At 43.3% G+C, this 12,045-nt stretch carries 12 protein-coding genes; 3 read left to right on the forward strand and 9 right to left on the reverse strand.

Going from position 1 to position 12,045, the window contains the following annotated elements:
• The first annotated feature begins 273 nt into the window (after positions 1 to 273).
• A complete protein-coding gene (locus tag OKC30_RS16590) occupies positions 274 to 474 on the forward strand; it encodes a hypothetical protein (protein WP_270666463.1) in 201 nt (66 codons plus the stop codon).
• Between the two features lie 261 nt (positions 475 to 735).
• Positions 736 to 2,388 (forward strand): DNA primase family protein, encoded by a 1,653-nt coding sequence (locus OKC30_RS16595; RefSeq protein ID WP_270670377.1) that lies wholly within the window; start codon positions 736 to 738, stop codon positions 2,386 to 2,388.
• Between the two features lie 197 nt (positions 2,389 to 2,585).
• Here the strand turns inward: OKC30_RS16595 and OKC30_RS16600 are convergent, their stop codons facing one another.
• Positions 2,586 to 3,725, reverse strand: a complete 1,140-nt coding sequence (locus tag OKC30_RS16600) for a site-specific integrase (protein ID WP_210555843.1) — start codon at positions 3,723 to 3,725, stop codon at positions 2,586 to 2,588.
• Between the two features lie 897 nt (positions 3,726 to 4,622).
• Here OKC30_RS16600 and OKC30_RS16605 point away from each other — a divergent pair.
• Positions 4,623 to 5,054, forward strand: coding sequence for a hypothetical protein (locus OKC30_RS16605; protein WP_270670517.1), 432 nt, complete (start codon positions 4,623 to 4,625; stop codon positions 5,052 to 5,054).
• 335 nt (positions 5,055 to 5,389) lie between these two features.
• On the opposite strand, the gene OKC30_RS16610 is transcribed toward OKC30_RS16605, so the two are convergent.
• From OKC30_RS16610 to OKC30_RS16645, 8 genes are all read right to left on the reverse strand, one after another.
• Positions 5,390 to 5,554: a hypothetical protein gene (locus OKC30_RS16610; RefSeq protein WP_155395929.1), complete on the reverse strand. Its 165-nt coding sequence runs from the start codon at positions 5,552 to 5,554 to the stop codon at positions 5,390 to 5,392.
• A gap of 705 nt (positions 5,555 to 6,259) precedes the next feature.
• Positions 6,260 to 7,075, reverse strand: a complete 816-nt coding sequence (locus OKC30_RS16615; RefSeq protein ID WP_270809696.1) for a major capsid protein — start codon at positions 7,073 to 7,075, stop codon at positions 6,260 to 6,262.
• Positions 7,076 to 7,142: 67 nt separating this feature from the next.
• Positions 7,143 to 7,463, reverse strand: a complete 321-nt coding sequence (locus OKC30_RS16620) for a hypothetical protein (protein ID WP_270809697.1) — start codon at positions 7,461 to 7,463, stop codon at positions 7,143 to 7,145.
• 50 nt (positions 7,464 to 7,513) lie between these two features.
• Positions 7,514 to 7,864 (reverse strand): hypothetical protein, encoded by a 351-nt coding sequence (locus OKC30_RS16625; RefSeq protein WP_270809698.1) that lies wholly within the window; start codon positions 7,862 to 7,864, stop codon positions 7,514 to 7,516.
• A gap of 735 nt (positions 7,865 to 8,599) precedes the next feature.
• Entirely contained in the window at positions 8,600 to 10,384 is a 1,785-nt protein-coding gene (locus OKC30_RS16630) for a hypothetical protein (RefSeq protein WP_270809699.1), read from the reverse strand.
• A 21-nt stretch (positions 10,385 to 10,405) separates the two neighbouring features.
• Positions 10,406 to 10,804, reverse strand: coding sequence for a hypothetical protein (locus OKC30_RS16635; protein WP_270809700.1), 399 nt, complete (start codon positions 10,802 to 10,804; stop codon positions 10,406 to 10,408).
• 174 nt (positions 10,805 to 10,978) lie between these two features.
• Entirely contained in the window at positions 10,979 to 11,350 is a 372-nt protein-coding gene (locus OKC30_RS16640; RefSeq protein WP_270809702.1) for a GIY-YIG nuclease family protein, read from the reverse strand.
• Between the two features lie 8 nt (positions 11,351 to 11,358).
• On the reverse strand, positions 11,359 to 11,574 hold the full coding sequence (locus tag OKC30_RS16645) for a hypothetical protein (RefSeq protein WP_270809703.1): 216 nt from the start codon (positions 11,572 to 11,574) through the stop codon (positions 11,359 to 11,361).
• Positions 11,575 to 12,045: the final 471 nt, after the last annotated feature.

Genomic DNA, 12,045 nt, shown 5'->3' on the forward strand with positions numbered 1-12,045 from the left:
ACTGAAAAAATTAGTTTATTAAATTCAAATACTTACAAAGGCGCATTTTTATGTTTGGTGACTTATTCGCACCTTCCTTAGTCGATGAGCGTCGTCAAAACTAGAGCCTTCCTCTAAACACTCTAATTTATCAAGAACAATACAGCCTCGACCTAAATTACCCATTTTTAAAAATGGGATTCCGTTTTCCTCTTGCCCACCAAGATAGTTTCCACCCAAATCAGCACGTGATACCAACAAACCAAATGGTACACACTGCCAATGTTCGGGAACTTGGCCAATCCACTCGACGCCGGAATCTTTCATGGGGGCATCGGGGTTGAGGCCCTTGGTGACGGCGTGGGAGATCACCGCCTGCCGCTTCTCTTTCAGCAGCTCGATCAGCCGATGCTGCTGGGCAATCAGCCGGTCTATCCGAGCTGTTTCATGGTCGAGGAAGGCGGCGACGATGTGTTGCTCATCAACTGGCGGTAAAGCAAGTTCAAGAGGGCTAAATTCGCTAAATCTAAACTCTGTAGATCTTTCGCGAATCCCCTTAGGGAAAGTGCGAACAAGTATCCCACGAACAAAAAATGAAAATTTTAGTCATTTAATATCAATGGGTTACCAGTAAATGCTCTCGTGCCATATGACTTATTCGCACCTTCCTTAGAGTGGCTGGGGCGTGAGCTGGCTGACAGTGATGTTGTCACCTTCTTCGACACTGATGACGCGGGCGACAAGTACCGCTCAAAGGTGGCCCAACTCGGTCTCAAACTGACCCAAGTAAAGCTGCCGGATAGCGTCAAGGACATCGACGAATACCTGCATGGCGACAACCCCTTGCCTCTGACCGAACTGGTGGCGGCATTCACCCTGGTTGAGCCTTTGGCCGAAGCCGAAGCCGAAGCCGAAGCCGAAGCCGTTCAGGACGATGATCAGCAGCCGGAAGTAGTCAAGGTCATGCCACGTACTGCCATCTTTGAAAACGAGCTCAACGATTCAGCCAACGCTGAACGGTTCGTGCAGATGCACGGGCATAACCTGAAGTTCGTCCCTGAGTTAGGTGGCTTTATCCACTTCGATGGGACTCACTGGGTCCAGAATGACTTGACGCCCATGACCCTTGCTCAAACCGTGGGTAAAGAGATCCAGGAAATCGGACAGATGTTGATCAAGCAGGCGTGCAAGAAAGAGGAGCTGTCTTGGGCCTATGCAGTACTCAGACACGGCTCAAGCAGCCTTAACCGAGCAGGCATTCAGAACATGCTGGAGCTGGCCAAGCCGATGATGACGGCAAGACTGCACGAGCTGAACGCCAATCCGATGCTGTTGGGCACGGCGAATGGTGTCATCGACCTGAAGTCGGGTCGCCTGTTGGCACCGAGACGGGCATTCATGATGACCCACCATAGCCCGGTGGCCTATGACCCAGCCGCTGTCTGCCCGCGATGGGAGCAGTTCATCGGCGAGATCACCTGTGGTGATGCCGAGTATGCGGCCTTCCTGCAACGCTGTGTGGGCTACTGGATCACCGGCCGTACCGACGAACAGCTCCTGTTCTTCCTCCACGGGGGCGGCTGCAACGGCAAGAGTACCTTCATGTCGGTCATTCAGCAGCTGCTGGGAGAGTTCAGTCGGCAGATCAACAGTAACGTCTTGCTGTTCAACCGCAACGGCAATACCGGTCCGAATCCATCACTGACCAAGCTGGTGGATGCACGTCTGGTGGTCGCCAACGAGCTGCCAGAGGGGGCCCGTATGGATGAGAACTTGGTGAAGGCCATGACGGGGGATGACGTGATTGTCGCTCGTGCTCCCTACGCCAAGAAAAAGATGGAGTTCCGCCCATCCTTCTCTCTGGTTATGGTGGGTAACAACAAGCCCGAGATCCGCGATACCAGCAATGGTATGTGGCGTCGGATGCTGATGCTGCCCTTCAATGCCTCCTTCACGAAGGAACAGCTGGACCCCATGCTGATGGAGAAGCTGCGGGCCGAGATGCCCGGCATTCTGAATTGGGCCATCCAGGGCTGCCAGATGTGGCAAGAGCAGAGACTCAAGGCGTCAATTCCTGCTCGCCTCAAGCAGGATGTCGAGACCTACCGTGCCGAGTCGGATATGGTCGGCTGCTTCCTGGAAGAGTGCACACAGGCCAGAGCAGGGGCCAAAGTGCCCATGAGTGAGGTCTATGCAGTCTACAGCCGCTGGGCACAGCAGAACGGTGAATGGGCCATGAAGCAGTTGGCCCTCAAGAAGAAGCTGATTGAGAAGGGCTTTGCTGTCCCCCGCTACAACAGCAAGGCAACCGTCATCGGGTTGACCCTGCTCGACAGCGAGATGGCGGACATGAGCGTAACGCCAAGCCGGGAACAGCGGCCTGAGCCAGGAGCTAACTACACAGTGTAACGAATGGGGGGCCTGCGGGCCCCTCTGCCGTTTTTGATTTCCCTGCTTTCCCCGCCAACAAAAGCAAAGGGCCCAAACCAAGCAGTCAATCTGCGGAAATTTCAGCATTTTATAGAACTTTTTCTGTATGAAATCTCGTAGAAAAAGTTCTTAAAAATGCCAAAATTTCAGCATCTCGGCAGACCCATCCCTCCCCTCTATCCGGCATCAGCAAAGGATGAAAGGGCCGCCTCTATCACCTCTTTGAGCTTCTCCAGCGAGACATCCCCTCCATATCGGTCATAGCTGATCGCCCCGTTGGTGTGGCCCAAGATCGCCGCCGCATACTGCAATGGCACTCCGTGACCTTTGAGTGTTGTCCCCACGGTATGCCGCAGGCTGTGGAAGTCCTTGTCGACGGGGCGATGGCGACTAAACCACTGCCCCCACAGGTGGCTGTATCCATCCTGGCGATGTGGCAGTTCAGGGAAGAGGCGTCCCCCTATCCTCTCCTTCACAAACTCGATGAAACCGCTCTGGATGAGGTGTCGATGGATAGGAACGAGACGAGCACTGTTGGCCGTCTTGAGTTTCTGGTCTGGCCGTCCACTGCGAATATTCAGGCACCATATACCGTCAACCTGTTGCACATCATCTGCGTACAACTGGCAGATCTCATTGGCACGAGCCCCGGTGAACAGCCCCAGCAGAGCAATCCACCTACGGTGGGGCTCTTGCTGCTTAGCCCACCCGATAAACTTGTGACGTTCTTCCGCTGTGTACCCACTTCGTGAGTTCACCTCTTTGGCTCGCTGTAGCTTCAATCCGGCGAAATGGTTGATGACCCCATCCTGATGGTTAGCCAGCCAGTTAAACAGCAGAGAGAGCTTCTGCAGATACTTGTTGATGGTGGTCGGACTCTTGCCGGAGTTCAGCAGGTCCTCCTTGAACTTGACCACATCCGCTTTCGCATAGTCAGCAGCCGGTCTATCACCCAGCGCCTTGATGAAGCAGCCGATGTAGTTCTTCTGGTTGCTGAGCTCTTTCGGTGCCCAGGAGAGGGCCTTCTCTTTCAGATAGCGGTCACTCAAGACCGACAACAGCGGAGCAAGCGGTTTGGCCGCCGGAACAGCAGGCTTGATGTGCGGCTGAGGTTGAGGGTTCTCTGGCTCGCTTGCGGATTGCACGACTGGCTGAGCTCTGGAACGCACACAGGCAAGCAGCTTCGCAACAGCTGCACGGGCCGTCAGCTTGTCTCGGGTATGCAGGGATTTTTTGATCTCTTTACGACGACCACAGGGGAGCGTGGTGACTTTCCGGTAATACCAGATGCCGTGGGGACTGAGCCAGAGATTCATCGATGAGCTCCTCGTCGTCCACACAAAGTGGATGACCAAGGGCGTTAGGAAGCTAACTTATTGATTTCCAAAAACAAGTGGTGGCCCTACCAGCTTATTTATTCCACTATAAGACGTAACTTAGCACCTTCAACATGGGTTTAAACCACATGTAATGAACTGAATTATATCGCTAATTACCCCAATAATCCATCTAAAACACCGTTTAATCAGGCGACTAAAAAGACACAGAAAGCGAATATAAAATCACGCCGTACTCTTACTTAATCAGTCCCCCTACCCTGCAAGCCTTACGTGATACGGCTTGAGCCAACAATGGCGGAACTCGGTCAATTTATGTGGTGTTAGACAATATCAACTTTTCAACCCCCTAATGGTTTCACAAGTTACAAAATTACCCTCTCACAGGGGGATTAACGTGCTACACGTGAGCTACAGACGTGCTACAAAACCGAATAGTTATTGAATGAACAATATGGTTGTACCCAACAACTTTATGAGGTGTTCACTTGTTAGAGATAACAGGAAGAAGCAAGGACATTGCTGGATGTGTAGTGGCTCATTGAGCCACCTTGATTGCACTGTGTCACACATAGACAGACAAACAGCAATAACAACAATGGTTTACAGTATGTTTAGTGGCACACATTGATAGATAGAGGGATCATGCAGGAGCAGAAGCAGGACAGAACAGGCTGAAAGCCATGAATGATGGGTGATTGTGGATAAGTCTGTTGTTGTGGATAACAATTGCCGTAAGGCGCTATTGCATAATTTATTGATTATTTATGCTTATGATATTTTAAAGTTATCATTTATAAAGAAAAATGGGGAAACTACTGTACTTAACGGCACTCTTATTGATAAAGTCAAACTCAAAAGGAACCCGAAGGAAGCATGATGGATACTTTCTTAGCTGTTATTGTTGCTGGCATGATGTTCTTGTTTGCGTTCAGGATAGCTTCAGCCATATTAAAATCAGAAATATTCTGGATCTTTATTGGTTTAGTTATAGTGATTGGATTTTTCTCTGATAAAAACGACGTAACTAATATACCAGACTCACAAGATAGTTCGATATATAGTAGTTCAGGAGATAATTACATTAAGGAAGATAGCGTATTCTGTTTATCAGAGTCCGCACTCGACAAGCAAACAGAATTGTTAGCTTCAGGCGTATTAGAATACGTGCCTCAGTGTTTTTCAGCAGCAAGAGATATAAAAGTGCAAATATTAGACTTTAAAATGTTAGGGGGTGTAGCAAAGGTTACAGGCGTAGAGAATGGAAAAGAGATGTGGACTACTGCGGAATCATTAGTGAATAAATAAAATCTTTTTTTCGGTATATAAAAGGCTTACAGAGAGCATATTTAACAGCAAATAATAAATTGGTGAGGTATCAGAAGGATATTTATTGTTACAACCACGGATGGCGCAAGCCTTGTGTATCAAGGGTTGCAGAGGGGTTTGGGGTGTATTGTGTAAATATGGTATTGTGCTAAACCAACACAAACAGACTCAATTGGAAATTTCACAATTAAATCGAATTAATTGATTTAAATTGAATTTAATGTGTCTAAATACCTTTTAATACACAAAAAGAAAAGGCCACCTGATAACAGATAGCCTTTCAATAATTCAATTTTAATTTTAATTTTACACTATCAATCTTTTTCATAACGATATCGAAATTTGCCTCGACTCAACCCCATAATATCCGCAAGTTTGGACAGGTTGATAAATCGTTTAATATCTTCAAGTCTGGTTGTTTTTGTAACAGTAGCCCAGCCTTCGCTGGTAAGTTGTTCAACGGTGACTCTAATTGTCATAATATCCCCTTAATCTTTTACAAACAAAGCATATATAATATAAATTATAAATGGTGGCAAAACAAAACCAAACAATTGGAATATGCCTAACCATATCCAACAACAAAACAATATAGTCAACAATGAAAGGGACAACCTAAAATAAATCAAATTGTCCCCCGTTATCTATATTAATTGAAGCCCTTTCGGAGCCTCATTAGGCATTAGTTGACTTAACTACAGCGTTAGGCATGAGGTTGATTGGCAACATACTAAATTCAGTACAGGTATCAACCATGTTATATTTATCCCTGACGATATAACTAAACACCTCTTGGGGGCCTGCATTAGCAAGTTCAAACTGGCGAGCAGCGGGGCCATAGTGTTTGGTATAAACCTTAGATTGCGCACCCAGCACAGGCACATAATAGGCTGTGTTGTTTACAATTGCGTATTCCGGTGAAGTTGAACAGTGATTCCGGAATCTGTGAACACCATTTCCGGAAAGTATGCGGACAGGGATTCTTCGAGCAGAAGCTGAGCTTTGAGGGGAGGCATCTTTTCGACTCACTGAACAAGCCAGCAGCCAAGCGCAGCGCGGCAGTTGTGGATCCAAGACGTTGGAACAGGACGGTTCATCTGACATCAGAGTACGTGCACTGAGGTGTCCGGAATCGGTGTACACGCAAGCCGGAATCAGCGTTCATTTTAAACCGGAATAGGTGTTCATTTTCGACCGGAATATGCAACAATGCCGTGATCTGCATAATCGTCACAGATAAACAGCACACCACCATAAACAAACATCTGATAAGCAGCAGCGATTTCAGCATAAGAACCCATAACGTGCTCTACAACTGCACCATCAACACCGCCATTCAGAATCACTTCACGGACTTTAGGATGGGAGCGGAAAGCATCAAAGTAATCAGGAGAAGCAAAGCAAACAATTTTAGTTAGGAAGTCTGCACGGTCGCCTAGTTCCTTTTTAATTGTGCGCTGAACCTTCATTACAAATGTGTCAGGGTCAGATGTTGCATCACCAAGGTCAATATTCATAGTTTGTTGATTCTTACCAACAATAACTTGGTTATCTACCTGTTCTTCTTGAGTATATTTTGCATTAACGTTGTTATGAAACAGACAATCAGCGAAATACTTCTCTTGAATTCGGCCCTGTTTAAGGCGCTGATTCATGCCGAGATCGGCAATCACATCTTCGGCAGTCATTTGTTCAGCAGAGCCAGGGCGGCGCTTGCCTTGCCACATAGCGGGGCGAACAGCATCTTGGAATGCCCAGTGGGGCAGCTCCATATTCTGAAGTTTCGCAAGAGACCGCACAGTGTAATCCCAGTCGCTACCATGTCGCATAACAGGATCAGCATTGTTTTGGTCATTACCTAGATTAATATCAAAAGAGAAATTAGGAGAGGAATGGCCATAAGGTTGAAACAGCCCCATTTGTGTTAGGAGTCGTTTACGAATGCCGCTATCCTCGAAAGCATCAGAGAAGTCTACAAAATTATAATCTGAAATATTCATGTTGTGTTTTCCTATTCTTAATTGAGGCGTCAGCCTCGGTGCCTTACGGCACTATTGATTATTATTATTAAACTAGACGGATTTTGTCTGCGGCTTTAATCAGTTGGAGTGCTTTTGTTTTATCGGTGGCATATAGGCTTTCTTTTTTCAATGCACACAGACGGTCGAAAACAACAGCATATTTGTTACCAGCTTCAACGCCATCGGCAATCACATAACAAACAGTGCTGCCAGTAACAACAAGTGCTCCATTTGCATCAACACAAGCACCCGGCTTGAGGTCAATAGTAGGTGCAGTGGCAAATTCAACGGTCATAACTTCCCAATTTGAATCAAGGGAGTAAGCCAGTACGTCACGGCGGCTCAGTGGTTCAATACCTTTCAGCATTTTATTTTCCTTATATTATTATTTGTATTTTTTATTTAGTTTCAAAACAATCAAGATTTCAAATATCCACTATTGTTTAAAATAGTGATGATATCGTTGTAACTTTCTGCATCTGAAACGAACTGATTAAAAAGAACATCAACCATTTCAGAATCTTGAAGGAACGATGTAAACGCCTTTTTTACTTCTGCATCTGTATAACCATAACTAACGGATTTAGTGACGTCTTTTGTTTTCAAGATAATTGGTTGAGTGCGGTTATTTGCCGGAGGGTTTTCTGAATGGCAAACCGCAAGGTGCGGATTAAATGTCTTAGAATCGCATTCTGCCTTCTTAACATCTTTTGATGTTTTGTTAGGATACAAAAAGCTACTGATCTTTTGTTTGTCTTCGGGTTTCATGTTGACTCCCAATATTTAAATTTGATTTAATTATTTTAATTGTTTTATTTATTTAAAATAACATTTGTGCTAAACCCTTTATAAATAAAGGCATAGCCAGATATTAATTTTATTTGTTTGTAATTTCCTGATTTATTTTCAATTAAATTCATTATTTCAGCCAAATATGGCTATAGCTATGCAATAAAAAAGCAGCCTTTGCAGACTGCCGTTTTTAAATACACCAAGGAGGAGGAGTAATGAATAAAACTAAAGGAAATAACAAGAGAGGAATGAAACCATTAAAGCAAAAATGTGAGGTAAAGCTAAATGATTTTGTTAGATATCAAAATAGTTTATCTAACAGAATAATTCAGACATTAAAATATGAGGCTGTGTTACTGCACAATCCATACTAATAAAGCCGAGGTTTTTAAGCTCGGCCTTATGAGACTAATAAACTCAAATCGCAACTCGCAATCACAACAAAAGTAATTAGTTTTACGGAGGAACAAAAGAGGCTCAATTCTCTTATTCTTCTTTAAATACTCTAAACTAAAGTATTTAAAGAAATATATGGCTATCTTGCTGAAGGATAGCCCATATTAATTATATCGAAGTTATAAATGAATCGAAGATAATAGCGTCTTGAGTTCTATTACTTAATTCAACTCATAATACTATATTACCATTTTTTTACAAAAAATTCAATAGGCAACAGCCAAATTTGGCTTATTTTTTAAATTATTATATAATTTACTCAGCCAGTAAATTTAATTGCATCATATTATTATCATGAATCTTAAAATCAACAAAATTATTAAATTCGTCTTTATTAACCTGCGCGTCAATTTTAAGATTTAATTTTCCTGAAAAATTAGATGGAACACCACCACCATTAAAGCTTGAACCCCGAGCATTGAAAGAGATAGCACTCTGCGGAATTGTTGGTTGTGGGATCTTTAGTGCTTGCTGCAATGCAAATTGTTCTGCTTGCCTTGCTGCCGCATTGGGGTCTAAACCACTATTCAATAGCTCCTTTTCCTTCTGCACATAAACCTTACCATAAGTATCCGCATCATAATTTTTGCGTTGGGATTCAGGCACAGATGTAGATTGCTTGTGGGAAACAAAACGATCAGGTAATACGTCATTAATGAAGGCAGCCAATGATTTAAGAGCCTGCAAAAACTCGGAGACACTTGATTTCAAGTCCTTAAAGTAATTTTTAATATCTTCCGCTGTCAGCTCTTGAAGCCACTTAGAAAGATCTTCAAAACCCTGCTTGCTTAACTCACCAACAATACTATAGAGATTTCCAAAAATCTCTCCAATTTTCGAGGCATTTGATTCTAATAGTTTTGCCCAATCTGAAACAATTGCAGCCCCTGCTTGCATAGCAGATTTAAACCCTGATGATTCAAAGATTCTATAAATTGCAATACTTAGCTCATTTTCAACTCGTTTATCATTAGCCATGCTTGAAGATTTAAATTTGGCTGACATCTGTGCGTATTTTGGTGCTGTAGCTTCAACAAACTTTAGCCAAATATCTTTAAAATTATATTTTCCGTTTGTGAGGTTTCCCATGAACTCTTTTTGTGAAATTCCCATGGTATCTTTTACAAACTTCAACAAATCGGCTTTTATTTGCGGTGTCCAGTCCATAGCCTGTTTAAAATCTTCAAGGGTATTAGATGCCAGTGTTTGCATAAGGCCATACTGGAAACCAGCAACCTGATCTTTCGACATGCCATAAGAGGCTGTCATATTACTTTGTTTTTTATACAGTTCGATGGCCTGATCTGTCTCTATCCCTAACGATTTAACAATGCTGACATAGTTCGTTAGAGCTTTACCAGTCTCTAAAATATCGGCGCCAGCGTCATCAGCGATCTTGCGAGCAATCGAGCTAATTTCGATCCAGCGGTCTCCGAATGTATTTTGAAAACTAATTTTCATCCCTTCAAAATCTTGGCCTTGTTCCTTGATTTTGTTGTACTGGTTCTGTGCAACGAATCCACCGATGCCGACCCCAGCAGCCGCACCAGCTACGCCGAGGCGGGTCACTGCACCTAGGCCCCTGCTAACCCCTTTGATCGCGCCCATGCTTCGACTGTGCTTGTTGTACTGGCCTGCGGCGCTATTAAGTTGCCTATATTGTTTTGTTAATTGTGAAATGCTGGCGGCTCGTTCTTTGGCACTAATGTTACCTTTCAAAAACTCCCAATTTGTTTTCTGAAGTTGCTTGCGAAAATCAATATTGCTTTTAATCAGATCCCCATGCCTGATTTGGTCTGCCTTGATAGTTGTCTTTCGGTTTCGATATGCCTTTAATTCTGTCCGTGTCTGTCGATCAGTCGCCTTAGCTTGCAAAGTAGAGGCCCTACGGCCTTGCTCCATTGCCTTTGAAAATCCCTGGCTGCTCTTGTGCCACATTCCTGCAAGGCGTTTAATCTTATTCTGAGCGTCCCGCCAGCTCTTATTATCAATTTTGAAAGAGACTTGGTTAACTAATTTTGAAATCACTTGGTCTGTCATTTTATATTCCTATTTTATTTTTTATTGTTGTTGTAGGCGTTGTTCACGCTTGCTTTTAATCTTATCCTGAAGTTCTGAATCTAAGGGTTTATACGAACCCAAATAATATGAAACTCGCTCCAACCTGCCTTGCAAAACAAGACGTTTAGCAAGAACACTAAAGGGGTGATCAGTGGGCAACACCCTGTTTGTTAGTAAACAAATTGTTTCACACGTTACAAAATTATGGATATGGCCTTTAACATTCTTAGAATAACCATAATAACCAATTATGATCGGTAGTTCTTTGTGACAATGGTATTCTATTTGCCTATTTAAATGCCCGTTCTGTCTTTTCAGGTATGCTTGCTTACCTTTAAAGCTCTCATGTTTTGATGCCTGCTCGGGTAAGTCGTGATTTTCATCATAAAATATACTCATATTTTTCCTTATATTTATAGTTAAAACTTAATAGGAAACCTCCTATAATGCGTTATTTTAAATAGTTCACCATAAGCAATAGGGTTGCTTGGGCAATATCAAAGAAATGCGATATAGAGCGATACAGGAGGTTTTAAGGCTATATTTAAGGGGGATTAGAGACTGTATTAGCCTTCAGGATTCGATTATAATTTTTGTATTCTTGTAGACCCGAGATAATCCAGAATGCAACACGTATTCTTGTAGAGAGCGGTAAGCGCCACGCCTAAAACTCTCACGCTTCCAATAACCACCGACAAGAGAGTATTCTTTAAGAGCTTGATGGATTTCATATTCCAAAGCCTTAGCTGCTGGTTGGCTTTGTGCCTCCCAAACATCCAATAGCTTGCAGGATAACTTTGAGTTTGATTCGAGTTGCTCGGCTCGCTGGTCAGGCTGACAGGAATAACCAATCTTGAGATATGGGGCGGATTCTAATGGGGACACTAAACAGCAGTACACATAACCTTTATTATTTTTATGGAATTCTTTAGTTTTAAATGACATTACACCTCTTATTTAAATATAAATTTGCGACATTCAGTGCCCATTTCTTGCATGTCGTTCTGATCAAACATAACAGCAAGTGTCAACAAAAGCTTATCCATTTCTTTCTGTGCATCTTCCATTTCTGCAAGGAAGGCAAGCATTTCATGTTTCTCAGGCTGTTCTGCGGTGCTGTTAGCAACCAGAGTTCCCAGGTAGTTTAGATTTTCGGTAGTAATAGACATTATTCATTTCCTTCTTTTAATTTATTTGCGATTTGTTTGATTAGAAAGTAACGATTGATTAGCTTTTTATCATTGTGATAATATTCAATGACTTCTTGATTGTCCATTTAGCTCCTCTTTTTTAGTTAGATAGTAGAATAGGCGATTTCTTTTAAATTGTTTCTTCATCTTTAATTAATCCGGACTAAAAGAAACTTGGGATATCTCTCCCGTCTCGGGGTTCACAACACCACGACAACCAATTGAGACACCTTGAATCTTGCCTGCCTTCTTCTCAAGCCACAATTCAGGTGAATATCGAAGTTTAACAAGCCATGTGCCCTCTTTAACTTCTTGGCCTGTAGGGCTCACCATATCAATTTCGTTAATCCATGATTTGATGATTTCAAATTTGTTCCTGATTACCCATGATTAGCAGTCACCACGAGCTATACTGATCTTACGTACAGTTACTGAGGTGCGAGATCATGG

Origin of the sequence: Aeromonas sp. QDB18 (assembly GCF_027705325.1) — a bacterium.
Classification (GTDB): Bacteria; Pseudomonadota; Gammaproteobacteria; order Enterobacterales; family Aeromonadaceae; genus Aeromonas; species Aeromonas caviae.

Excerpts from the sequence above, each read along its gene's own strand:
- OKC30_RS16605 (WP_270670517.1), top strand. The coding sequence starts at position 4,623 with ATGATGGATACTTTCTTAGCTGTTATTGTTGCTGGCATGATGTTCTTG.
- OKC30_RS16600 (WP_210555843.1), bottom strand. The coding sequence starts at position 3,725 with ATGAATCTCTGGCTCAGTCCCCACGGCATCTGGTATTACCGGAAAGTC.
- OKC30_RS16640 (WP_270809702.1), bottom strand. The coding sequence starts at position 11,350 with ATGTCATTTAAAACTAAAGAATTCCATAAAAATAATAAAGGTTATGTG.
- OKC30_RS16610 (WP_155395929.1), bottom strand. The coding sequence starts at position 5,554 with ATGACAATTAGAGTCACCGTTGAACAACTTACCAGCGAAGGCTGGGCT.
- OKC30_RS16635 (WP_270809700.1), bottom strand. The coding sequence starts at position 10,804 with ATGAGTATATTTTATGATGAAAATCACGACTTACCCGAGCAGGCATCA.
- OKC30_RS16630 (WP_270809699.1), bottom strand. The coding sequence starts at position 10,384 with ATGACAGACCAAGTGATTTCAAAATTAGTTAACCAAGTCTCTTTCAAA.
- OKC30_RS16615 (WP_270809696.1), bottom strand. The coding sequence starts at position 7,075 with ATGAATATTTCAGATTATAATTTTGTAGACTTCTCTGATGCTTTCGAG.
- OKC30_RS16645 (WP_270809703.1), bottom strand. The coding sequence starts at position 11,574 with ATGTCTATTACTACCGAAAATCTAAACTACCTGGGAACTCTGGTTGCT.
- OKC30_RS16625 (WP_270809698.1), bottom strand. The coding sequence starts at position 7,864 with ATGAAACCCGAAGACAAACAAAAGATCAGTAGCTTTTTGTATCCTAAC.
- OKC30_RS16620 (WP_270809697.1), bottom strand. The coding sequence starts at position 7,463 with ATGCTGAAAGGTATTGAACCACTGAGCCGCCGTGACGTACTGGCTTAC.